25 protein-coding genes are annotated in these 21736 nt (G+C 72.9%); 11 read left to right on the plus strand and 14 right to left on the minus strand.

What is annotated here, in order from left to right; translation table 11 throughout:
* Positions 1-14: 14 nt before the first annotated feature.
* A complete protein-coding gene (locus ACTWO6_RS06290) occupies positions 15-569 on the minus strand; it encodes an NADPH-dependent FMN reductase (RefSeq protein ID WP_446218707.1) in 555 nt (184 codons plus the stop codon).
* Positions 570-740: 171 nt separating this feature from the next.
* Here ACTWO6_RS06290 and ACTWO6_RS06295 point away from each other — a divergent pair, with 171 nt between their 5' ends.
* Positions 741-1241 carry a GNAT family N-acetyltransferase gene (locus ACTWO6_RS06295; protein ID WP_446218708.1) on the plus strand — a complete coding sequence of 167 codons (501 nt, stop codon included), beginning with the start codon at positions 741-743 and terminating at the stop codon, positions 1239-1241.
* Between the two features lie 42 nt (positions 1242-1283).
* Here ACTWO6_RS06295 and ACTWO6_RS06300 read toward each other — a convergent pair whose 3' ends face one another.
* Both ACTWO6_RS06300 and ACTWO6_RS06305 read right to left on the minus strand, forming a co-directional pair.
* Positions 1284-2267, minus strand: a complete 984-nt coding sequence (locus tag ACTWO6_RS06300; RefSeq protein ID WP_446218709.1) for an aldo/keto reductase — start codon at positions 2265-2267, stop codon at positions 1284-1286.
* 72 nt (positions 2268-2339) lie between these two features.
* Positions 2340-3092 carry an SDR family oxidoreductase gene (locus ACTWO6_RS06305; protein ID WP_446218710.1) on the minus strand — a complete coding sequence of 251 codons (753 nt, stop codon included), beginning with the start codon at positions 3090-3092 and terminating at the stop codon, positions 2340-2342.
* 102 nt (positions 3093-3194) lie between these two features.
* Between ACTWO6_RS06305 and ACTWO6_RS06310 the strand changes: the two genes are divergently transcribed.
* On the plus strand, positions 3195-4031 hold the full coding sequence (locus ACTWO6_RS06310) for a helix-turn-helix transcriptional regulator (protein WP_446218711.1): 837 nt from the start codon (positions 3195-3197) through the stop codon (positions 4029-4031).
* A gap of 4 nt (positions 4032-4035) precedes the next feature.
* Here the strand turns inward: ACTWO6_RS06310 and ACTWO6_RS06315 are convergent, their stop codons facing one another.
* From ACTWO6_RS06315 to ACTWO6_RS06325, 3 genes are all read right to left on the minus strand, one after another.
* Entirely contained in the window at positions 4036-4734 is a 699-nt protein-coding gene (locus tag ACTWO6_RS06315) for a hypothetical protein (protein WP_446218712.1), read from the minus strand.
* Between the two features lie 87 nt (positions 4735-4821).
* Positions 4822-5676, minus strand: coding sequence for an aldo/keto reductase (locus ACTWO6_RS06320; protein ID WP_446218713.1), 855 nt, complete (start codon positions 5674-5676; stop codon positions 4822-4824).
* 167 nt (positions 5677-5843) lie between these two features.
* Positions 5844-6821, minus strand: coding sequence for a LysR family transcriptional regulator (locus ACTWO6_RS06325; RefSeq protein WP_446218715.1), 978 nt, complete (start codon positions 6819-6821; stop codon positions 5844-5846).
* A gap of 74 nt (positions 6822-6895) precedes the next feature.
* Between ACTWO6_RS06325 and ACTWO6_RS06330 the strand changes: the two genes are divergently transcribed.
* From ACTWO6_RS06330 to ACTWO6_RS06345, 4 genes are all read left to right on the plus strand, one after another.
* Entirely contained in the window at positions 6896-7402 is a 507-nt protein-coding gene (locus tag ACTWO6_RS06330; RefSeq protein ID WP_446218716.1) for a SigE family RNA polymerase sigma factor, read from the plus strand.
* The gene (locus ACTWO6_RS06335; RefSeq protein ID WP_446218717.1) at positions 7399-8751 is read left to right on the plus strand and encodes a hypothetical protein; all 1353 of its coding nucleotides are present in this window, start codon (positions 7399-7401) and stop codon (positions 8749-8751) included. The genes ACTWO6_RS06330 and ACTWO6_RS06335 overlap by 4 nt, the downstream gene beginning before the upstream one ends.
* A 137-nt stretch (positions 8752-8888) precedes the next feature.
* Positions 8889-9779 (plus strand): serine hydrolase, encoded by an 891-nt coding sequence (locus ACTWO6_RS06340; RefSeq protein WP_446218718.1) that lies wholly within the window; start codon positions 8889-8891, stop codon positions 9777-9779.
* 153 nt (positions 9780-9932) lie between these two features.
* Positions 9933-10934 (plus strand): MBL fold metallo-hydrolase, encoded by a 1002-nt coding sequence (locus ACTWO6_RS06345; protein WP_446218719.1) that lies wholly within the window; start codon positions 9933-9935, stop codon positions 10932-10934.
* A 57-nt stretch (positions 10935-10991) separates the two neighbouring features.
* Here ACTWO6_RS06345 and ACTWO6_RS06350 read toward each other — a convergent pair whose 3' ends face one another.
* From ACTWO6_RS06350 to ACTWO6_RS06365, 4 genes are all read right to left on the minus strand, one after another.
* The gene (locus tag ACTWO6_RS06350; RefSeq protein WP_446218720.1) at positions 10992-11219 is read right to left on the minus strand and encodes a TM2 domain-containing protein; all 228 of its coding nucleotides are present in this window, start codon (positions 11217-11219) and stop codon (positions 10992-10994) included.
* A 104-nt stretch (positions 11220-11323) separates the two neighbouring features.
* On the minus strand, positions 11324-11875 hold the full coding sequence (locus tag ACTWO6_RS06355) for a DUF1697 domain-containing protein (RefSeq protein WP_446218721.1): 552 nt from the start codon (positions 11873-11875) through the stop codon (positions 11324-11326).
* A gap of 283 nt (positions 11876-12158) precedes the next feature.
* The gene (locus ACTWO6_RS06360) at positions 12159-12650 is read right to left on the minus strand and encodes a hypothetical protein (RefSeq protein ID WP_446218722.1); all 492 of its coding nucleotides are present in this window, start codon (positions 12648-12650) and stop codon (positions 12159-12161) included.
* Positions 12647-13579 carry a ParA family protein gene (locus ACTWO6_RS06365; RefSeq protein WP_446218723.1) on the minus strand — a complete coding sequence of 311 codons (933 nt, stop codon included), beginning with the start codon at positions 13577-13579 and terminating at the stop codon, positions 12647-12649. Before ACTWO6_RS06365 ends, ACTWO6_RS06360 begins: the two co-directional genes overlap by 4 nt.
* 276 nt (positions 13580-13855) lie before the next feature.
* Here ACTWO6_RS06365 and ACTWO6_RS06370 point away from each other — a divergent pair, with 276 nt between their 5' ends.
* Entirely contained in the window at positions 13856-15979 is a 2124-nt protein-coding gene (locus ACTWO6_RS06370) for a hypothetical protein (RefSeq protein WP_446220573.1), read from the plus strand.
* A 114-nt stretch (positions 15980-16093) separates the two neighbouring features.
* Here the strand turns inward: ACTWO6_RS06370 and ACTWO6_RS06375 are convergent, their stop codons facing one another.
* Together ACTWO6_RS06375 and ACTWO6_RS06380 are read right to left on the minus strand one after the other, a co-directional pair.
* Positions 16094-16591: a hypothetical protein gene (locus tag ACTWO6_RS06375; RefSeq protein ID WP_446218724.1), complete on the minus strand. Its 498-nt coding sequence runs from the start codon at positions 16589-16591 to the stop codon at positions 16094-16096.
* A gap of 74 nt (positions 16592-16665) precedes the next feature.
* Complete coding sequence (locus ACTWO6_RS06380) at positions 16666-17229, minus strand: SOUL family heme-binding protein (RefSeq protein ID WP_446218725.1); 564 nt, start codon at positions 17227-17229, stop codon at positions 16666-16668.
* Positions 17230-17387: 158 nt separating this feature from the next.
* On the opposite strand from ACTWO6_RS06380, the gene ACTWO6_RS06385 reads away from it, so the two are divergent.
* Positions 17388-17846, plus strand: a complete 459-nt coding sequence (locus tag ACTWO6_RS06385; RefSeq protein WP_446218727.1) for a hypothetical protein — start codon at positions 17388-17390, stop codon at positions 17844-17846.
* Positions 17847-17953: 107 nt separating this feature from the next.
* Here ACTWO6_RS06385 and ACTWO6_RS06390 read toward each other — a convergent pair whose 3' ends face one another.
* Entirely contained in the window at positions 17954-18730 is a 777-nt protein-coding gene (locus ACTWO6_RS06390) for a D-Ala-D-Ala carboxypeptidase family metallohydrolase (protein WP_446218728.1), read from the minus strand.
* Positions 18731-19047: 317 nt separating this feature from the next.
* Between ACTWO6_RS06390 and ACTWO6_RS06395 the strand changes: the two genes are divergently transcribed.
* On the plus strand, positions 19048-19689 hold the full coding sequence (locus ACTWO6_RS06395; protein ID WP_446218729.1) for a DUF6642 family protein: 642 nt from the start codon (positions 19048-19050) through the stop codon (positions 19687-19689).
* A 62-nt stretch (positions 19690-19751) separates the two neighbouring features.
* On the plus strand, positions 19752-20216 hold the full coding sequence (locus ACTWO6_RS06400; RefSeq protein ID WP_446218730.1) for a PPOX class F420-dependent oxidoreductase: 465 nt from the start codon (positions 19752-19754) through the stop codon (positions 20214-20216).
* On the opposite strand, the gene ACTWO6_RS06405 is transcribed toward ACTWO6_RS06400, so the two are convergent.
* Positions 20213-20854 carry an NAD(P)-dependent oxidoreductase gene (locus ACTWO6_RS06405; RefSeq protein WP_446218731.1) on the minus strand — a complete coding sequence of 214 codons (642 nt, stop codon included), beginning with the start codon at positions 20852-20854 and terminating at the stop codon, positions 20213-20215. The genes ACTWO6_RS06400 and ACTWO6_RS06405 overlap by 4 nt on opposite strands.
* Before the next feature lie 174 nt (positions 20855-21028).
* On the opposite strand from ACTWO6_RS06405, the gene ACTWO6_RS06410 reads away from it, so the two are divergent.
* Positions 21029-21736 (plus strand): hypothetical protein, encoded by a 708-nt coding sequence (locus tag ACTWO6_RS06410; protein ID WP_446218732.1) that lies wholly within the window; start codon positions 21029-21031, stop codon positions 21734-21736.

A 21736-nucleotide genomic window follows, 5' to 3' on the forward strand; every position in this document is an offset into this window, starting at 1 on the left:
TTCCTCTTCCACCTTCAGGAGACGTACGGGCGCGCGGCGCGACCGTCGCGCAACGCCAGACCCCACCAGCAGAGCTGGTCGAGCAGGACCCGGGAGTCCTGGCGCAGCTGGTCCTCGGCCTGCGGCGTCGGCTCGCCGCAGAGCAGGTCGACGCCGACCATGTCGCGTACCGTCACGGCGTGCAGGGCGGTGAAGACCGTCCGGAGCTGGTCGACCGCGTGCAGGCCGACGGAACGGCAGCCGTACGACACGAAGCCGACCGGCTTGGCCTGCCACTCGTCGTACGCGTAGTCGATCGCCTGTTTCAACGAGGCCGGGAAGCTGTGGTTGTACTCGGGGGTGACCACGACGAACGCCTCCGCCCGGCTCACCTGCTGCGCGAACGACCGCATCGTCGCGGTCGGCTCCGCCGGATAGCTGGCGGGGAAGTCGTACCCGGCGAGGTCGACGACGGTCACCGCCATCTCGTCGCGCTGCTGCGCCTGGTGGACGAACCAGTGGCCGATCCGGTCGCCCATGCGTCCCTCACGGGTGCTGCCGATGATCACGGCAAGCCTCAGCGGCGTCATGCGCCCCTCCCACCTCGGTCGGGCTTCAACCTTCAGGCGCGAGAGGACGGCGAGCGCGCGCTAGATCCGATCTAGCGGCTCGGAGCATGGGCACTTCGGTGGTCGAGGGTGAGATGCACGGAATCGTCGGTGGCGGCTGGTTCAATGAGCCGTCGCGAGAACGGGAGCGAAATGACCGAGGTGCGCATCGAGCCGTGGAACGAGGGCGACCTCGACCTGCTGCGGCAGCTCAACGCGCCGGAGGTCCGCGCGCACACCGGAGGGCCGGAGACCGAGGAACAGGTGATCGCCCGGCACGAGCGGTACGTGCGCGGCCCCGGCCCGCGCAGCGGCCACATGTTCACCATCGTGCTGCCCGATGGGGTGAAGGTCGGCAGCGTCGGCTACTGGGACCGGGAGTGGCGCGGCGAGCAGGTCTACGAGATGGGCTGGGCGGTGCTGCCCGCGTACCAGGGCCGAGGGCTGGCGACCGCGGGGGTGCGCGCGGCGATCGCGGCGGCCGCGGCGCGCGGCGACCGGCGGTGGGCGCACGCCTACCCGTCGGTGGACAACCCGCCGTCGAACGCGGTCTGCCGCAAGGCCGGCTTCACCCTGCTCGGCGAGACCCAGTTCGAGTACCCGCCCGGCCACCTGATGCGCTCCAACGACTGGCGCGTCGACCTGACTGCGTAGCGCCGAGGGCGGCAGCCGATGCCGCCGCCCTCGGCGTCCGGGTCAGCGCGCCGCGTCGAGCCGGGCACGCTGCTCGGCGGTCAGCGTCAGGTCCACCGCGGCCAGGCTTTCGTCGAGCTGCGCCACCGACGACGCCCCCACCAGCGGGATCGCCGGCACGTCACCGCCCATCAGCCAGGCCAGCACCACCTGGTTCACCGTCGCCCCGGCCTGTGCCGCCACCTCCCGCAGCGCGGCCAGCCGCACCGGCGTGCTCGGCAGGTCGTACGCGGAACCGAGCCGGTCGGCCCGCGTGTAGCCGCCCCGGATCAGCGGCGAGTACGCCACCAGCGCCAGCTCCGGCTCGGCCCGCAGGTAGCTGGCCAGGTCCGGGCCGACCGCGCCGACGTCGCCGTCCGGGTCCAGCTCGCTGGGCACGTCGAAGCGCCGTTGCAGGTAGCTGTGGTGGTACTGGAGCACCTCGTACCCGGGCAGGCCGGCCGCGGCGGCGAGCGCGCGGGCCCGCTCCACCCGCCAGGCCCGGTGGTTGCTCGCCCCCAGCAGGCCCACCGTGCCCTCGGCGACCAGCTCGGCGAAGGCCGTCACGGTCTCCTCCGCCGGCACGGTCCGGTCCTCGATGTGCGCGTAGAGCAGATGCAGCCGGTCCATGCCGAGCCGTTCCCGGCTGCGCTCGGCGGACTCCCGGATCACCTTCGCCGACAGCCCTTCCGGGTTGTCGATGTAGCTGGTGCCGGGGGCGAGGGGCCGCGCGCCGAGTTTGGTGGCGACGACGATCTCGTCGCCGACGCCCCGGCTGCGCCGCCACCGGCCGAGCAGCTCCTCGCTCTCCCCGCCCTGGCCGCCGTTCATCCAGAACGCGTAGTTGTCGGAGGTGTCGATGAAGGTGCCGCCGGCCTCGACGTACCGGTCGAGGATGGCGTACGAGGTGGCCTCGTCGGTGGCGGTGCCGAAGAGCATCGCGCCGAGGCTGAGCACGCTGACCTCGCGGCGGGTGGCCGGGTCGGTGCCGATCGTGCGGTATCTCATGGGTGTCCTCCCCGTGGGATGAGAGCCGACGCCGACCACCCTCGACCTTCGAGTGCGCGCGAAGTCAAGCGGTCACCAGGGCAGTACCCCGTAGCCGCCGCCGGCGTCCATCTGGAACCCCCACAGCAGGCCGCTCGGCCCGTCCGCCGGCAGCGTCGCCAGGTGCACGCTGACCTCGGCGCCCTGCTCGGCCGTACGAAACCCGCTGTGGTGATTGAGGTCGGTGGCGCAGTAGCCGGGGTTGGCGGCGTTCACCTTGATCGGGGTGTCCCGCAGCTCCTTGGCGTACATCGCGGTGACCATGTTCAGCGCCGCCTTCGACGACGGGTACGGCACCGAGGTGAGCTCGAACAGGGCGCCCTGCGGGTCGGTCATCACCGCGATCGAGCCGACCTCGCTGGAGACGTTCACGATCCGGGCGGCCGGGGCCCGGCGCAGCAGCGGCAGCAGCGCGTTGGTCACCGCCACCACCCCGAACACGTTCGTCTCGTACACCTCGCGCAGCGTCGCGAGGGTGGTCTCGCTGGGCAGCGCCGAACCGTCGGCCCGGATGATGCCGGCGTTGTTGACCAGCACGTCCAGGTGGCCGTACTCCTGCTCGACCAGCTTGGCCGCGGCGGCGACCGACTCCTCGTCGGTGACGTCGAGCGGCACGAACCGGGCGTCCGCGCCGCCGTCGCGCAGCGCCCGCTCCGCCTCCCGGCCGCGCGCGGCGTCCCGCGCGCCGACCAGCACGGTCCACCCGCGCGCGCCGAGCTGCCGGGCGGTGGCCAGGCCGATTCCCTTGTTGGCCCCGGTGATCAGGGCGATCGTCGATGTCGTCATGCCGTCGAGCCTGCCGCCCGGCGCGGTCGGCCGGGAGAGGCCGGCCGATGCTGGGACCGGCGGTACCACCCTCGGCGGCGCCGGGTGCGGCAAGCTGGAGGCATGACGACCCTGCGCCGTGACGAGCTGGCCGCCTTCCTGCGCAGCCGCCGCGCCCGGCTGCGCCCCGCCGAGGTCGGCCTCCCCGACGGGGTACGCCGCCGCACGCCCGGCCTGCGCCGTCAGGAGGTCGCCCAGCTCGCCGGCATGTCCATCGACTACTACATCCGCCTCGAACAGGGGCGCGGGCCGCACCCGTCCCGGCAGGTGCTCGCCGCGCTGGCCCGGGCGCTGCTGCTCACCCGCGACGAGCGGGCGTACCTGTTCCGGGTCGCGGGGGAGAGCGCCCCGGAGTCCGCCGGGCCCAGCCGGGAGGTGTCCGACGGGCTGCGGCACCTGCTCGACTCGATGACCGGGACCCCGGCGTACCTGGTCGACGCGAGCTACGAGGTCCTGGCCTGGAACCGGCTGGCCACCTGGTTCGTCGGCGAGCTGTCGGCGGTGCCGGCCGAGGAGCGGAACATGATCCGCTGGATGTTCCGCCGCGCGGTGCCCGGGTCGTACTGGGACGACCCGGAGGTGCTGCGGTTCGCCCGTACCTCGGTGGCCGACCTGCGCGCCGCGTACGGCCGCTACCCGGGCGACCCGGCGATCGCCACGCTGGTCACCGAACTGCTCGGGGTGTCGCCGCGGTTCGCCGCGCTCTGGGCGGAGCACGAGGTCGGCGAGCGCCGCCCGACCGTCAAGCGGATCGACCACCCCGTGCTGGGGCCGTTGGAGTTCGAGTGCCGGGTGCTGCACGTCCCGGAGACCGACCAGCGGCTGATCGTCTACGTCCCCGAACCGGGCTCGGCGACCCAGGCGGCGTTCCACCGGATCGCCGAGCGAGTCGGCTCCTGAGGGATCAGGCCGCTTTCTGCAGGGCGGTGACCGCCAGCGGCGCCAGCCGAGTCAGCAGCTTCTGGGTGGCCGCCAGGTCGCCGTTCTCGTCGGAGGCGTCGATCTCCAGCACGAAGTTGCCCCGGGCCAGCAGCAGCGTGCACTGGTGGAACGGGCGGCTGCTGGCGAGCCGCTCGCAGAAGGTGATGGTCTCCGGCCCGTCCGGCAGCAGCGGGGGCGACGGGCGCACGATCGTCGACACCTTGCCGTCGGACGAGTACGTGTACTGCTTGCACTTGGCCAGGGTCGCGCGCAGCTCGTCGGCGAGCTTGCGGCCGGGCACCTTCAGGTAGCCGACCACGTACTGGCGGAGCCAGATCTTCTTCCCGCGCCAGAGCCGCTCCCGCTGGCCGCTGCGTTTGCGGTCCGACGCCAGGCTGTCCCGGCAGGGCGCGATCAGCTTCACCGCCTCGGTGCTCTCCTCGGCGTAGTCAGCCGTCTCCGGGTGGAAGTCGGCGTCCAGGTCCAGCATCGCGGCCTTCACCCGGCTGCGGACCTGGGCGGCTGTGGTGGGCGCGGGCCGCAGCGGCGGCGGGGGCGTCACCGAGGGTGTCGGCGGCGCGGACCACTGGCTGGCCCGCGGGGCCGCGGTCGGCCCGCAGGCGCCGACTCCGGCGACGATCAGCAACGACAGCAGGGCCAAGGGGAGACGGCGGGACATCATCGCGGCGAGGTGGTCCTTTCGTACGCGAGGAAGGGGCCCTTCCGGGCCCCCCTCCTTACCTGCGCCGCGCTGTTCCGCCGCGTTACGTCAGCTCGGTACGAAGTCGAAGGTGTCCGGGTTCGGGCCCTGACGTCCGGCCTCGCCCTTGTTCAGCCCGGTGATCCGGTCCATCGCCGCGTCGTCCAGCTCGAAGTCGAAGATGTGGAAGTTCTCCTCGATCCGCTTCGGGGTGGTCGACTTGGGGAAGACGATGTCGCCGCGCTGCACGTGCCAGCGCAGCACCACCTGGGCGGGGGTGCGGCCGACCTGCTGGGCGATGTCGACGATCGTCGGGTCGTCGAGCACTCTGCCCTGCGCGATCGGGGACCACGCCTCGGTCAGGATGTTGTGCGCCTTGTCGTACGCGCGCACCTCCTCGTTGCCGAAGTACGGGTGCGCCTCGATCTGGTTCACCGCCGGCACCACGTCCGCCTCGGCGGCCAGCCGCTCCAGGTGCGCCACCTGGAAGTTCGACACCCCGATCGACCGGACCCGACCGTCGCGCCGCAGCTCCTCCAGCACCTTCCAGGTGGAGACGAAGTCGCCGTCGTAGAGGGTCGGCAGCGGCCAGTGGATCAGGAACAGGTCCAGGTAGTCGAACCTCAGCGCCTCCAGCGTCGACTCGAACGCCTTGCGGGCGTCGTCGGGCCGGTGGAAGCCGTTGTTCAGCTTGCTGGTGACGAAGACCTCGCCGCGGTCCAGCCCGGAGGCGCGGACCGCCTGCCCGACCTCGGCCTCGTTGCCGTACATCTCGGCGGTGTCGATGTGCCGGTAGCCGACCTCCAGGGCCTTGCCGACCGCCGCCACGGTGTCCTTCGGCTCGATCTGGAAGACCCCGAAGCCGAGCTGCGGGATGGTGTTGCCGTCGTTGAGTGAGATGTCGGGAATCGTGTTCGCGGCCATTCCGCTGGTTCTCCCATCGTCGGGGTGCCCGGAAGCGCGTCCACGCGCGGAGCCGGGCGTGCCACCGTGATGTTCTACCCGGCCAGGCGGTTTCTTCACGGTCCGGCCGGGTGATCTGCGACAAGCTGCCCGCTCAGCCCCAGATCGCGGTGGCCCACTCCGGGAGATCAGGAGGGCAACTTTCCGCCCCGGCCGGCCTCGAAGAGCACCGGCCAGGGCCGCGCGGCCGGGACGATCGCCGGCGCTGCGGCCGGCGGCTCGGCGACGGCCAGCACCTCGGCCGCGAGCTGCCCGAACATCGGCGCGGCCGGGTGCGGCGAACGGTCCGGCCAGGCCGCCGACGTCCGCTTCACCAGCGGCGCCCCGACCACCGGCCGCCACGCGATCCGGGGCTCCCGGCGGGCCAGCGCCGCCGGCTCGACGGCCACCGCGCCCCCGGCCAGCACCAGGCCGAAGAGGAACTCCGGGTTGCGGGCGGGCCGGACCCGGCCGGGCGTGAAGCCGTGCCGCCGGCACACCGCCAGGACGTGGTCGTGCAGGCCGGGCGCGGTCGCCGGGGGCGCGGTGACCAGATCCAGCCCGGCCAGCTCGGCCAGGTGGACCTGCCGGCCGCGGGCCAGCGGCGAGGCCCGCGGCAGCAGCACCCCCAGCGGTACGTCCACCGCCGGGCCGAACCGCAGCCCGGCCGAGTCCACCGGGTGGTGCAGCAGGCCGGCGTCGAGCCCGCCCTCGGCGAGCATCCGGACCTGCTCGGCGCTGGTCAGCTCGTGCAGGTCGACCTCCAGCCCGGGCGCCTCGGCGGCGAGCCGGTCCAGCAGCGCGCGCAGGGTCACCGCCGGCGTCTCCGGCGGTACGCCGGCCCGCAGCACGCCGAGCGCGCCCCGGCGTACCTGGTGGATGAGGTTGCGCAGCCGCTGTTCCCCGGCGAGCAGCTCGTCGGCCTCGCCGAGCAGCAGCTGACCGGCGGTGGTGAGCCGGACCTGCCGCCGGGACCGGTCGAAGAGCTCGACCTGGAGTTCGCGTTCCAGCCGCTGGATCGACTGGCTCAGGGGCGGCTGCGCCATCCCCAGCTCCTCCGCCGCCCGCCCGAAGTGCAGCTCCCGCGCGACCACCACGAAGTGCCGCAGATGCCGCAGCAGATCCACTCCCGCACCCTAGTCCTCCGAAGCCACAACCGAATCGGGTCCCGGACCACTCATAGTGTTGCGGGGAGGTCGGGTTGCGGGATGAACGGGAATACGTCGACTACGTGCAGGCGCGCACGCCGTCGCTGCGGCGGCTCGCACACCGGCTGTGCGGAGAGTGGTCGGCCGCTGACGATCTGGTGCAGGAGTGTCTGGTCGCGCTGTACCGGCACTGGCGGAAGGCGTCGGCGGCGGACTCGATCGACGCCTACGTGCGGGCGATGCTGGTCCACGCCTACCTGGCCGAGCGGGAGCGCACCTGGACCCGCCGGGTCCGCCCCGCCGCCGACGTGGCCGGGCCCTCGGGTGCGCCGCTGGCCGGCGCCGAACACCGCATCGACCTGCTGGCCGCGCTCGGCAAGCTGTCCCGCGGGCAGCGTGCGGTGCTGGTCCTGCGCTACTGGGAGGACCTAGACGTCGCCCGGACCGCGGCGGCGCTGGGCTGCTCGACCGGGACCGTCAAGAGCCAGACGTCGTACGCCATCGCGGCGCTGCGACGCCTGCTGCCGAACTACGTGCCGGGAGGGTCGGACATCCCATGAGAGACCTGTTCGCCACCCTGCCGGACGAGCCGGCGCCGCCGATGCCGGCCGGCTACCTGGACACCGTGCTCACCCTGGGCCGTCGCTCGGCCCACCGCCGGCGGATCGGCACCGCCGCGGTGTGGGCGGTCGTCGTGCTCGCCCTCGCCGTCCTGGTCGTGCCCGGCGTGCAGCTTCCGGCCCAGCCGGGCGCCCCGTCGAAGAAGCCCGGCCTGCCTGACCGCCTCGCCGGGTATTCGCTGCTCACCAGCACCGTCACCAAGGCCCCGCCCGGCCGCGCGATCGCCCTCTACGGCTACGGCAACGGCGAACTGTTCAACATGTTCCAGCCGTTGGTCGTCGGGGCCGACCGGGACACGTACCGGCAGGTCGACGCCCTGCAGGAGCGCAACCGCCCGTCGGCGCTGCTGGCCCCGGACGGCACCCGCGTGCTGCTCGGCGACGACCGCGGCGCGACCGGCGACCTGGTCCTCGTCGACCTGACCACCGGCGAGCGCCGGTCGATCCCGCTCGGCGACCCGGTCGGCGTGCGGCTGCTGGCCTGGTCGCCCGACGGCCGCCACGTCGCGTACAGCGCCGCGCCCCTCGCCGGCTCCGGCGAATTCGGCAGCGTCAACTTCGTCGACCCCGAGGTGGCCCGCACCGGCACGCTGCGGCTGCTCGACCTGTCGACCGGGCGGAGCACCGAGGTGCCGGCCGCCAGACCGGCGTGGACGGCGGCGTTCGCGCCGGACAGTCGCCGGCTCGCCGTGCAGGTCGGCCAGGAGGCCCACCTCATCGACCTCGACGGCCGCGAGTCCGGCAGCGTCCGCCTCCCGGTCGGTCGCGAGCTGGCCGCCAACGTCGGCTGGTCGCCGGACGGCAGGTTCCTCGCCACCGTGCCGTGGGCCGCGGACGGGCCATTCGACGGTACCGCCGGCGGCAACACCAACCACGGCGTGTTCCTGTCGATCTCCGGCAACGTCGACTTCGTCGCCATCACCGCCGGCGGCGGCGTGCCGCCGGCGCCGGTCCAGGACGTCGTGCAGCTCCTGGGCTGGCGCTCGGCGGGCAGCGTGGTCGCCGCGACCGCGAACGCCGCCGGGCAGCTGTCGCTGACCGAGGTGCAGCTCGGCGTCGGCACCCGCCGGACACTGTCCCGCTTCGACACGGGCGACACCTGCGAACTGGGCATGCAGACCTGCCAGGTGTTCGACCTGCAGCTCGCCACCGGCCTGCTGCCCGACCTGACCGTCCGGCACGCCGGCCGCCCGCAACGCGGCCCCTGGCCGGCCGCCCTGACGATCCCCGTCGCCACCGTCGTCCTCATCGCCGCCCTCCTGCTCTGGCGCCGGCTGCCCCATACCTAACGGCCCACCCCTCGGCCGGCGGCACCTCCCCTTCCGGCGATCTTGCGGTTGGGGCCCGGGCATTTCGGGTGAACGCCGCGAGACGCGGACCCGAAGTGCAAGATCGACGAGGCGGGGGGCGGGGTTAGCGTGGGGGGATGGGTGTGGGGGAGCAGGTTGGGGAGATCTTCGGGCGGGTGGGGGTTCGGGGGAACCTGCATGTGGTCCCGGTGGAGGGCGGGGGTGGGGGGCTTGAGGTGGGGGTTCGGGCGGATGAGCAGGTGGTGATCGCCTCGGTGTTCAAGATCCTGCTGGTGTTGGAGTTCGCCCGGCAGGCTGCCGCCGGTCAGCTCGACCCGACCGAGCGGGTGCTGGTGCGCGCCGACGACCGGCTGGGCGGGTGGGGGATCGCCGGCTGCGCCGACGACGCCGAGGTCTCCCTGCGCGACCTGGCGTACTTCGCCATGTCGGTCAGCGACAACACCGCCGCCGACCTGCTGCTGCGCTGGGTCGGCCCGGACGTGGTGCCGATGCTCGCCGCCGAGCTGGGGCTGTCGCGTACCCGGATCGTGGGTGGCCCCCGGCAGTTGGTGGAGACGATGCTCGCCGACGTCGGCGCCTGCACCGAGGGCGACTTCGCCCGGATCTTCCCGACGCTGCCCCCGGAGCGGGTCCGGGCGATGCGGGTCTTCGACCCGGCGCACACCACGTCCAGCACCGCCCGGGAGCTGACCCGGCTGCTCGGCCTGATCTGGCGGGACGAGGCCGGACCGCCCGCCGCCTGCGCGACGGTCCGGGAGTTGATGGGCCGCCAGCTCCTCTGGACCCGGCTCGCCTCCGGCTTCCCGCCCGGGGTGCGGGTCGCCGCGAAGAGCGGCACCCTACCGGGCCTGCACCTGGAGGCCGGCGTCGCCGAGTACCCCGACGGCGGCCGGTACGCGATCGCCGTCTCCGCCCGCACCGAGCGGCTCGACACCCGCCGGATCGACGTGGACCTGGCGATGGGCGAGGCCGCCCGGGAAGCCGTCGAGGCGCTGCGCGCCGGCTGAGTTTCCGGCCGGCCGTGGGCGTCGGCACCCGTCGTGAGCTGCGGCGATATGCGACCGGATATCGCCGGTGCGGCTGGTCGATCTTGGACGTGGGGCTCGTCCTGGTGGTGGGGTGGATCTACCGATCACCGAACCTCACGGGGAGGACCCACCATGCCCGAGAACCGCACGCCCGGCATCGACCGTCGCCGCCTGCTCCGCGACGCCGCGGTCGGCACCGCCGCCGTCTCCGCGGGCGGGCTCGCCGCCGCCGCGCTGACCGCGCCGGCCCAGGCCGCGCCGCCGGCCACCGCGCCGCTCGGCGCCACCATCGGCCGGCGCCGCGGCGCGGTCAGCTTCCGCTGGTGGGGTACGTCCGGCTGGCGGATCGACATCGGCGACCGGACCGTCCTGGTCGACCCCTACCTGAGCCGCTACGACACCGGCCTGTTCCGGGGCGCCTTCGACCCGGCCAGCCCGCTCCGGGTGGACACCGCCGTCGTCGACCGGCACGTCGACCGGGCCGAGAACGTGCTGGTCACGCACACCCACTGGGACCACTTCAACGACGTGCCGCACATCGCCGGCCGGACCGGCGCCCGGGTCTTCGGCACCCTGACCGCGTACCACCTGGGCCTGGCGTACGGGGTGCCGGCCGGGCAGCTCAGCCCGGTCAAGGGCGGCGAGGTGCTCGACTTCGGCGACTACACCGTCGAGGTGGTCAGCTCGCTGCACAGCCGTAACGGGGCGTACTCGCTGGCCTTCCCGGGGGTGCGGGTGACCCCGCCGTCGAAGCCGGCCACCATCGCGGACCTGCCGGAGGGCGACACCCTGGCGTACCAGATCCGGGTCGCCGGCGGCCCGGCGGTCTTCTTCATGGGGGCCAGCGACCTCGACGAGCGCAACCTGACCGGGCTGGCGCCGGACGTGGCGATGGTGGCCTCGGCGGCGACCAGGTCGACCGCCGACTACGTGCCCCGGCTGATGGCGGCGCTCGATCACCCGAAGGTCGTGGTGCCGGTGCACTGGGACAACTTCGAGACCCCGCTGACCAACCCGCCGACCGTCGCGCCGAGCGACCGCGAGCGCCTCGACGATCTCATCGCGGCCGTGCGGAAGGCGTCGCCGCGCAGCCGGGTGGTGGTGCCGGAGTACCACACGGCCTACCACTTCTAGGCGCACAGCGGAGGGGCCGGGACCACGGGGCCCGACCCCTCCACCGCCGCGCGGTGCTCACTTGGCGAGCGGCTGGCCCTGCTTGTCCTTGAACGACCCGACCAGGATCAGGATGAAGTCGATGAGGGTCCAGATGCCCAGACCACCGAAGGTGATCAGCTGCAGGACGCCGGTGCCGACCTTGCCGACGTAGAAGCGGTGCACGCCGAGCAGGCCGATGAAGAAGCAGAGCAGAAGGGCGACCAGCCAGGACTTCTGGGCGGTGGCGGAGACAGGAGCGGTCACGGTGGTCCTTTCACGGATGACGTTGCGGCCGGGAGCGTAACGGGGCCGTGGACCACCCGACAAGATCGAGAAGATGAAGTCCAGCCGGATGGTGGACCCGCCGGTCAGCCCGTCGCCAGGTCGCGCAGCGCGCACACCGACTTCCAGTTGCGGCTGGTCGCCACCACGCCGAGCTGCTTCTCCAGGTACGCGTTGGTGAACTTCGACCGGCCGTACCCGCCGTCGGGGAAGTGCAGGTGGATCTCCCGACCGGCCACCGTGTACTCGACGTTCTCCCCGGCCGGCACCGTCAGCGCGCCAACGCGGGTCTTCGCGGGCGGCGCCGACAGGAAGGCCACCAGCAGCCGGGTCGGATCGTCCTGCCGGTCGGCGTACGGGCTGCCCGCGGTCACCGCCGTCAGCTCGGCTCCGGTGCGGACCAGCACCGGTACGTCGAGCCCCAGCTCGTCGGCGAGCGCCCGCTCGATGCCCCGCGCCACCTTCGCGGTCTCCGCCGTCCGGCCGGTGAAGACCACGTTGCCGCTCTGCAGGTAGGTCTTCACCTCCTCGTGGCCGAGGTCGGTGACCAGCCGGCGCAGGTCGGCCATCGCGAGCCGGGTGGCGCCGACGTTGACCCCGCGCAGCAGGGCGACGTACCGGGTCGTGCCGTCGGCCATCCGGGTCTCCTCACCGTCGAGGTGTCTCGCCGTGCAGCCTATGTGACCGGCGCTCGCGCCGATGGCCGTCCACGTCGTGGCCCGACGCTGGATGATCTCCGGCGTGCTGCGCGGGCGGTGCGGGCGTGTCGCGCCCGTCCGGGCAGGTGTCCGTCGAGCGATATGCCTGACAGTCATAAATATGCCGGAGAGTCATGACGCTCGCGGCGCTACCCGCTCCCGCCCGGGTGCGGCCGCCCTCGGCGGGCCGCTGCGCCCGGTCGCCGCGCCGGGGCGGTGCGCCTCAGCGCCGGCGGATGGCGGTGGAGTCGAGCCGGAAGCCGATGGTGCGGTCGACGAGCCGCTCGACCAGCTCCACCTTCCGCAGCCCGGTCACCCCGCGCAGCCCCGCCCGCGCCGCCAACGCGCGCAGCTCCCGCGTGGTCCACGCCGCCAGGTACGCCGTACCGTCCTCGCGCCGCGACATGGCGGCGAGCGCGGCGTGCGCCCGCTCGATCTCCGGAGTGGACGCCCCGGCCGGCGGCAGGACGGCTGCGGGTGCCGCCGCGCTCCCCGGCCCGGCGCTCGGCATGCCCGCGCCGGGCGCGCCCGTCGGTCCGGCGCTCGGCGCGGCTGCGGCGGGTGCGGTGGCCGGCGTGGTGACCGACGCGGGGGCGTCGGTCGGGAGCAGTGCGAGGCGGGCCCGCCCGGCGGCCAGCTCGGTCAGGTCCGCCGCCGAGAGGCCGGTCAGGAACTCGGCGATCCGGGCCAGCGCGGCGCGCGTCGGGTCGGTCATGCGGTCGCTCCGGCTGGCTGGAGGTGGGCGAGGAACTCGGTGGTGATCTGCCGCAGCTCGTCGCGGACCGGCGGGGCGGTGACCCGGTCCCGCAGCACCACCGGCACCCCGCGCGGGGTGTTCGTGGCGAAGAGCGTGACGTTCTCCCGCAGCGCGGTCGGGAAGACCGGCACGCCGAGCGCCCGCACCTGGTCCATGTAGCCCTGGTGGGCGGCGATCGGCCGCTGCGCCATCAGCTGGATCATCGTGAACACCACGCCGGCGATCCCCGGCGCCACCTTGTGGTGCCGGCGGATGGTGGCGAACCGGCGGGAGTCCGCGTTGTACCGGTCGACCAGCTCCCGGACGTTGCCGTGCAGGTAGTCGATGCCGAGCGTGGAGAGGTAGTCGGCCTTCGCCGGGATGAGCAGGTGGTCGCTGGCGATGATCGCCGACTGGGTCACCACGTTGAAGTTCGGCGGGCAGTCGATCAGCACCAGGTCGTACGGGTCCAACGCCGCGTCGTGCAGCCCCTCGGCGAGCGAGCCCCGCACCCGGAACAGCTCGGCGTCGTACTCGTCGCCGTCGGCCACGCCCCGGGCCAGCGCCAGGTCGATGTCGACGAGCTGGAGGTGGGACGCGATCAGGTCGAGCCGGCCGGCGCCCTTGAGGTGCGCGTTCGCCGGGCCGGGGGAGACCACCAGCTCGCCGAGGGTGACCTTGGAGCTGTCCCCGCGCAGCCCGTCGTACCAGCGCTTGACCGTGCGGTCGTCGCGCAACCGGTCCCGCCAGTCGTCCGGGTCGTAGAAGCTGAACGTGAGGCTGGCCTGCGGATCGAGGTCGATCAGCAGCACCTTCATCCCCCGGTTGGCCAGCTCGGCCCCGAGGTTGGCGGTCATGGTGGTCTTGCCCACCCCGCCCTTGTAATTGATCACCGATACGACGTACACCGGCACCTCCCCGACCGGGAACGGTAACGGGCGGCCGTGGGGGGTGACGAACCGCCCACACCGGACCGTCGGACGGGCGTCCGAGGGCCCTGTCTCGCGTTCGTGACAGTTCTGTAACCTGACGACACTTCGCATTCATCGTCGCAAGTGGTCTGCTGGGAGCATCTCCCCAGGTCAGCTGCGCCGAGCGCAGCGTCCGAGGGGTCGGAAGCGCACACCGACGGCGGTGGCCGGAGCTGTCCACCGCCCCACCGGCAGGAGGCATCCGCGTTGCGAATGACACGATGGAGCCGGATCGCGGCCCTGACGGCGAGCGCCACGGCGCTCGCCTTCACGGTCTCGGCCCCGGCCCAGGCCGACGATCACGAGAACCTTCCCGGCGAACCGACCATCACGCTGCCGATCAACGACAGCGCCGCGGGCGGGACGTACGACCAGGACTTCACCCGGGTGTACGCCAACACCACCCCCGACGGCACCCCGGTCTACATCTACGTCCCGAAGGGGACCCCGCTCGACGGCACCGCGCCGACCGGTGTGGCCAGCCTCGACCCGCAGTTCGACCACAACCCGACCGACGAGTTCACCCCCTGCGCCACCGCCACGCCGGCTCAGTTCACCCTCACCCAGGCCGAGATCAATTACGTCGGCGACAAGCTCGCCGACCAGATCGTCGCGGTGGACGAGGAGCACTTCGGCCCGATGCAGGCCGCCGACCCGGACGAGCCGGCCAGCGACTCGCTGGTGATGGTCCTCTACAACATCCAGGACGACGCCTACTACGACTGCGCCGTCGGGTCCTACACCGCCGGCTACTTCGCGCCGGACTTCATCGACAGCGTCGGCATGAACGTGATCGTGGTCGACGCCCTCGACTGGGCCAACCGGGTCGGGCCGAACGACTCGCCGTGGCGCGACGCCAACCCGGCCAACGACCGCCCCGAGCTGTACGAGGGCACGGTCGCCCACGAGCTGCAGCACCTGCTGCACAACTACAGCGACCCGGGCGAGCTCTCCTGGGTGGACGAGGGCCTGGCCGACTTCGCCATCTTCCTCAACGGCCTGGACGCCGGCGGCTCGCACCTGAGCAACCACCAGGTCTTCTACGAGGAGACCTCGCTGACCCGCTGGGGTGGCACGCTGGCCAACTACGGCGCCTCGTTCACCTACTTCCAGTACCTCTGGGAACAGGCCGGCGGCAACGGCGACGGCACCTACACCCCGGACAAGCAGTACGACGGCAAGGCCGGTGACCTGCTCATCAAGACCATCTTCGAGGAGCAGGCCGACGGCATGACCGGCGTGCAGAACGCCATCGACGACTTCAACGCGGCGACCGGCGCGCACCTGCGCAGCGCGGCGGACCTGTTCCGGGACTGGTCCGTGGCGGTCTACCTCGACGACGAGCAGTCGCCGATCTACGACATCAAGGCCTTCGACTTCGGGAACCCGGCCGACACGTCGTGGACCATCGACATCGCCGACGACGTCTTCTGGGCGGGCCGGGGCAGCTACACCGGCGCGACGCCCGAGGCCAAGTGGGCGCGGCTGAAGAACCGAACGGACACCACCGCGGTGCCGTTCGGCATGTCGGTCGAGCGGTTCCGCAACCCCGGGCCGACGGTGTCGGTGGCGTTCGACGGCGACGACCAGACCGTGGTCGCCCCGCACAGCGCCCCGAACCACTGGTACGCCGGCTACGAGAGCCAGTCCGACAACATCCTCGACGTCGCCACCTCCGGCCCGGTCACCTCGCTGGACTTCTGGAGCTGGTACTTCATCGAGGAGGGCTGGGACTTCGGCTTCGTCGAGGCCCTGGTCGGCGGCAACTGGGTGACGGTGCCGGTGAAGAACGAGGCCGGGCAGGTCGTTACCACCAACGACGACCCGCACGGCAACAACACCGAGGGCAACGGCCTGACCGGCACCTCCGGCGGCGAGTACTTCGTGGACGACCCGGTCTACCAGCACCTCACCGCCGACCTGCCGGCCGGCACCACCGACGTGCGGTTCCGGTACTCCACCGACGCCGCGTACCTGGACACCGGCTGGTTCGTCGACGATGTACGGGTCAACGGCGCCGCCGCCACCCTCTCGTCGCCGGCCGGCGACTGGTTCCTGACCGACGGCGTCCAGAAGAACAACTGGACCGTGCAGATCGTGGCCCACTGCGACCTGACGCCGGGCACCACCTCGGCGGGGGAGACCACCGACGGAGCGGGCAACTGGGTCTACCGGTTCACCGGTGACCAGTTCACCGCCAGCGGTCTGCAGACGAAGTGCGCCAACGGCAACCAGGACGACTTCGCCGTCCTGATCTCCAACCTGCCGACCGGTGACCTCACCGTCCTCGACGCGGACTACACGTTCCAGGTCAGCAATACCGGCAACAGGAATTAGGACCTACCACCACCGGGTGGGCCCGTGCCGCACGGCGGCACGGGCCCACCGCCGCGTCGGGATCGGGCGCCAGTGGCTACCGTGCCGGCAGCGCAACCGTACCGGCCGAGCGGCTCAGGGCTTCTTGTAGACCGGCAGGCCGAGGGTGGCGCGTACCTTGTTCGCCTGCTCGCCGCCGTCGTGCGCGGCGGCCGCGCGGATCTCCCGCATCAGCGCCGCGGCGCTCGTCGCCTCGCCGGCCAGCTTCCAGTGCCGTAGCGCCAGGTCGTTCTCCTTGAGCAGCGCCGCCACCGGGGCCTGCGCCTTCGCCGGCCAGACGGTCGTCCGCAGCTGCTCCGCGTGGGCGGCGTTGGTGGTGGCCACCGTCCGGGCCAGGGCGCGGACCGTACGCCACGGCCGGCCCGCCTTCAGCGCCTCCTGCAGCTCCTCCAGCGCCGTGTTGTACGGCGCCACGATCGCCAGGTAGCGGCCTTTGGCCTCCTGCGCGGTCAGCGGGGCCGGGGCGGTCGGCGAGGGGGTCTGCCAGGCCGGCGGCTGCGCCGCCCGTTCGGTTCCGCCGCCGCAGCCGGCGAGCAGCAGGACCAGGGCCAGGGCGGCGGGCCAGCGACGCACGGGACTTCCCATCTGGGCCGGGGGCGGGACACCGGGAGTCTAGGGGTGACCCGGCGACCGCGCCGGCCGCCGACCTATTCGGCGACGGGGAGCGCGACCTCGTTACGGCGCAGGAGCCACGGCTTCCACGGCGGGTCGAAGCGGGCGTACCGGACCGCGCCGGCCGGCTGGAACCCGGCGGCGGCGACCGCCCGGCCCAGCGCGGTGGCCCGCTCCTCGAACGCCCGGGTGGTCCAGCGGCCGGAGAACCGCGTCGCGGCGACGAGCTGTGGTGGGATCTCCCGGGTGGTGATCCGGGGATCCTCCGGCTCGGGCAGCGTCGCCGCGGTGAAGCTCGCCGGCATCACGAACCGCACCAGCCAGCAGCCGGGCCGGTCGCCCTCCTCCTGGACCATCGGGGCGGTCATCTCGATCTTCTGCGCCCTGGCGGGCTCGTGCACCACCGGCGCCGTCATGCCGATCTGCCGCCGGGACCGGTTGGCCCCGCCGATGTACCGGGCCAGCGGTCGGAACGCCTCCTTGCCGGCCGTGGGGAAGTCACCCTCGACGCGCACCTCGGCCACCAGGTGTGCCGGGTAGCGGCGCAGCTCGAAGCCCGGATGGCGGGCCACCACCCGGTACGGTTGCCGCTCGGTCATCGCACGCTCCCGGCCTCGCTGTCCTGCCGGAAACGCTACCGGCCTCCCGCGGTGACGGACCTGGGGATTGAACTCCTGCCGGCCCGGGGCCGTACCACCGGGCGAGGATGTGGTGCGGCGGGTCAGCCGCACCGCTGCCGAGCTGCGGGAGGCCTGCCGTGCGAGTTGGTGAGCAGTCGACGGATCCCATCGATCAGATCCTGGGCGAGGTGCCGGTGCCGGCGCCGCTGACCCCCGAGGATGTCCGGCTCGCGGTCCGGGCGGTGGTGGTGCACGCCGCCGAGGAGTGGCCCGCTGGACCGAAGTGTCGCAACGACGGGGCGGCGTACCCGTGCCGGCTGCACCGCTGGGGCCGGCGGGTGCTGGCGGCCCACGGCCTCAACGAGCGGCAGATCGACGCGCTGGTGCGGCACGGCAACCCGTTCGTGCACGTGCCCTTCCCGTTCGTGCTGACCGGGCCGGCGTCCGCGCGTCCGCCGGCCCCGGTCACCCAGTCCCCGCGCGGCCAGGCCGGCCGGATCGTCGCACCTGGGGTGCGGCCCGCCATCCGGCCCGGCGGTACCGGTCGGCCGGTAGCGCCCCCGGCCACCACGCCGCGCTGGCCCCGGGCGAGCTGATCGGGGGCACGCCCGACAGCCCGCGACCCGGGGTGGCACGACGGCGGCCCGGTCGCAGGGTCCCCCACCCCTGCGCCGGGCCGCCGTCGATGTCCGGTCCAGCTGCCTCACCTGACCCCGCAGTTCGGCGCGGACCAGGTGGTGGTGTTTGGCAGACCGTCGCTGTTGTTCTCCCGGCGGGAGTCCACGTGCACGTGGTTGCTGTGGCCGGGGTAGCCGGGGCCGAGGATGCCGCTGAAGCCGTGGCTCCGGGCTTCCCTGGCAACCTGGCAGAGCGTGGCGGTGCTGGGGACGACGTCGGCGGCGGTGCCGTAGAGGTGCTGGCTCTTGGACGCGCCCCCGACCTGGCGGTTGCAGGCCGTGCTGCGGAAGCCGCTGGTCACCCGGAGCGGCTCGTCGCCGAGTTTTCGGCGCAAGGCCTCCAGCTTCCACATGGTGCGCGTCGCGTTGGCCCGGGTGCTGGCGGCCGACAGCGGGCCCCCGCTGAACCCGCCCTGGCCGCAGCCGCCGTCCAGCTCGCTGTAGCTGAAGTGCGCGGGCGAGCAGTCGTTGTCCTGCAACTGGTAGAGCTTGTTGAACGTCTGTGGGCCGGCGATCCCGTCGGCGCGCAGCCCGTACGCGGCCTGGAAGCGCCTGACCGCGGCGGCGGTCTCCGGTCCGTAGCTGCCGTCGACGGGGACGATGTCCCGGTACGCGGCCCAGCCGGCCACCCGGATCTGCAACTGGCGGACGTCCGCGCCGGACCGCCCCTGGGACAAGGTCCGCTGCCACGTGTAGCAGCCGTCGGCATGGGCCGCCGGCGCGGCGACCAGCGTGGCGATCGCGGCCCCGGGCAACGCCAGGGCGAACGCGACGAGAGCCCGCTTCAAGGTGTTCACGCGCACAGAAGTCCTCCCGATAGAAGAGCCAGTGGGATGGTGATCGGGACATCGACCGGGACGTCCCGTCCCTTCCACCCTGACAGCCGCTGGGCTGATTCGTGGCCTAATAAGCAGAATTGTTCTCATAACTGCCTGCTCATGGGCATCAGTCGTGAATTGCGGCCAATTACGAAACGGCCAGTTTTGGCGTCCGGGGCAGAGGCGCCCCGGAAATGCACAGAGGTGACGAAATCGGCGATTCGAGGGCACCGAGGGTGATGCCGGCGCGTGACCCGGGGCCGGTAACGTCTGCGCCGGGCTCCGCGAACGGGGAGGTGGGCGTGGCACGCGGTGGCGTCTTCTGCATCGAGGGCCAGTGGCACCGGGACCTCAACGAGCGCGGGTCCGTCCTGCCCACGCTCGAGCTGCTCGAACGGCTCGGCCGGATCCGGTTCATCCACAAGGACGCGGCCACCCGCGACGAGCTCTTCTACTTCCTCGACCGCTGGCTGCTCAAGCAGTACGCCGACTACCGGGTCGGCTTCTTCGCGATGCACGGCGAACCGAGCCGGCTCTGCCTCACCGACTGGGACTCCGTCGAGCTGGCCGACGTCGCCGAACGGATGGCCGGCCGGTGCGAGGGGCGGCGGCTCTACTTCGGCAGCTGCTCCGTGCTGCGCGCCTCCGACGCGGCGCTGCGGGACTTCCTCGACATCACCGGGGCGGCGCTGATCTGCGGCTTCACCCGCGAGGTCGACTGGGTCGAGTCGGCCGCCTTCGAGACCGTGCTGCTCGACGTGCTCGCCAACGGTCAGCGGCACAACGCCGCCGAGCTGCGGATGGGCTCGGCGCACTGGGCGCCGCTGGCGTCGTACCTCGGGTTCCGGGTGATCTACGCCAACGGCCGGGCCTGGCGGCCGACGGCCCGCCCCCGGGTGCCGGCGCAGCCAACCCCGCGCCGCGAAGCCGGCCACCCCCGGTGACGCCGCGCCACCCGGCCGGGGCGCACCCGGCCCGCGGGCCGGCGGCCTGGTAGAACCGTGGCATGGCACGCAGCATCGCGAGCAACACCCGGGTCGACCGGGACGCCCTCATCGAGTTCCTCCGCCCCCGGCACAAGGTCGTGCTGATGACCACCCGCGCCGACGGCCGGCCGCAGTCCTCCCCGGTCTCCTGCGGGGTGGACGGCGCGGGCCGGCTGGTGATCTCCACCTACCCGGAGCGGGCGAAGGTGACCAACATCCGGCGCGACCCCCGGGTCTCCGCCTGCGTGCTCTCCGACGACTGGAACGGGCCCTGGGTGCAGGTCGACGGCACCGCCGAGGTGCTCGACCTGCCCGAGGCCATCGAACCGCTGGTGGAGTACTTCCGCAGCATCTCCGGCGAGCACCCGGACTGGGACGAGTACCGGGCGGCGATGGTCAAGCAGGGCAAGTCGCTGATCCGGGTCACCATCGACAGCTGGGGACCGATCGCCACCGGCGGCTTCCCCGCCCGGCTCGCCGACTAGTACGCGGCGGTGAAGCGGGCGTTCGGGAACCGCGGGCTCTCGATCTCGTCCACGATCGCCACCGCCAGGTCCTCGTAGGTCAGCACCGAGCGGCCCTGGGCGTCGGTCACCGGGTGGTCGGTGCCGGTGCGGTAGTGGCCGGTCCGCTCGCCCGGGTGGAACTCCAGCGGCGGCGGGGAGACGTACGTCCAGGTCACCCCGTCGGCCGCCGAGCGGTAGACGGCCAACGCGTCGGCCTGCCCCTCGGCCGAATCCCGGTACTCGGCCGGGAAGTCCGGCTCGTCCAGGTACGGGGTGTCCTTCGGGGTCAGCAGCGTCGCGCCGCCGCCGACGTGGATCACCCGCGGCGGGTCGGGCAGCTCGCGCAGGGTGTTCACCAGGGTCTGCGCGGCGTCCCGCCAGAGCGTCCGGTCACCGCCGCCGACCGCCACCACGAAGACGTCGGTGTCGTCGGCCAGGTCCCGTACGCTGCGCGCCGACGTGGCGTCGCCGGTGACCGTGCGCACCCCGGCCGGCAGGTAGCTGGTCGCCTCCGGGCGGCGTACCGCCGCGGTGACCCGGTGACCCCGCTCGACCGCCTCGGCGGTGATCCGCGACCCCGCGGTGCCACCGGCGCCGAACACGACGATGTTGCTCATGGCCTGACCACCTCCCGCCCCGACCTGCCTCGCCTCCCAGGCTATGGAGCGGACCGCCCGGTCGGTGCCGTTCCGCCGATCCCGGCGTCGCCCCAGACCCCGGCCACGAACATCGGCCTGCGCGGCAACGGTGTCGGCGGCGCCGGCCTGCCCGCCGAGTTCGACGGCGCGCAGGTGGTCACGGGCCGCTTCTTCGGGGGCTCCGCCGAGGACTTCCTCGCCTACTACCCGGGCGGAGCCAACCCCGGCGGGGCGGGGATCATCCGGGGGGCCGGCGACGGCACGATGCTCGACCCGTACGTGAGCGGCAACCAGGCCAGCATCGACCCGAGCCAGCTCGCCGACCCCAACGGCAACAGCCCGCTGGAGCTGGTCAACGCCTTCGTCACCGACGGCAACGACAACGGCCTCCCGGACCTGATCGGCCGTTACGGCGACCCGGTCCGCGGCTACGGTCTCGGCTACCTGCCGAGCTTCGGGGCGCCCGGCCTCTACCTCTACGGCTCCACGCTGACCAACCCCACCCCGACCGGTGGCACCGACTGGCAGAACTGGAGCATCACCAGCACCCAGCTCTCCTCCGGCACGGCGATCTTCCTGCGCAACGCCACCAGCGGCGGCCTCTACCTCTGGACCGGGGTCACCCTGGTCGACAACGGCGACGGCACCGGCTCGCTGGCCCACACGCAGTACCAGGTGGCGGCGAACTGGAACACCGGCGTGGCGATCAGCACGCTCTGGGCCGCCGACATCAACGTCGACGGCACGCCGGACCTGTGGACCGTGCTGCCGGACGGCACCAGCCACGCGTACCTGATCTCGGGTCTGACCAGCGGCGGCACCGCGACCGTGACGGCGATCCGCGCGCAGCGGCTGGCCTGA

The sequence above is a fragment of the Micromonospora sp. IBHARD004 genome, assembly GCF_052814115.1.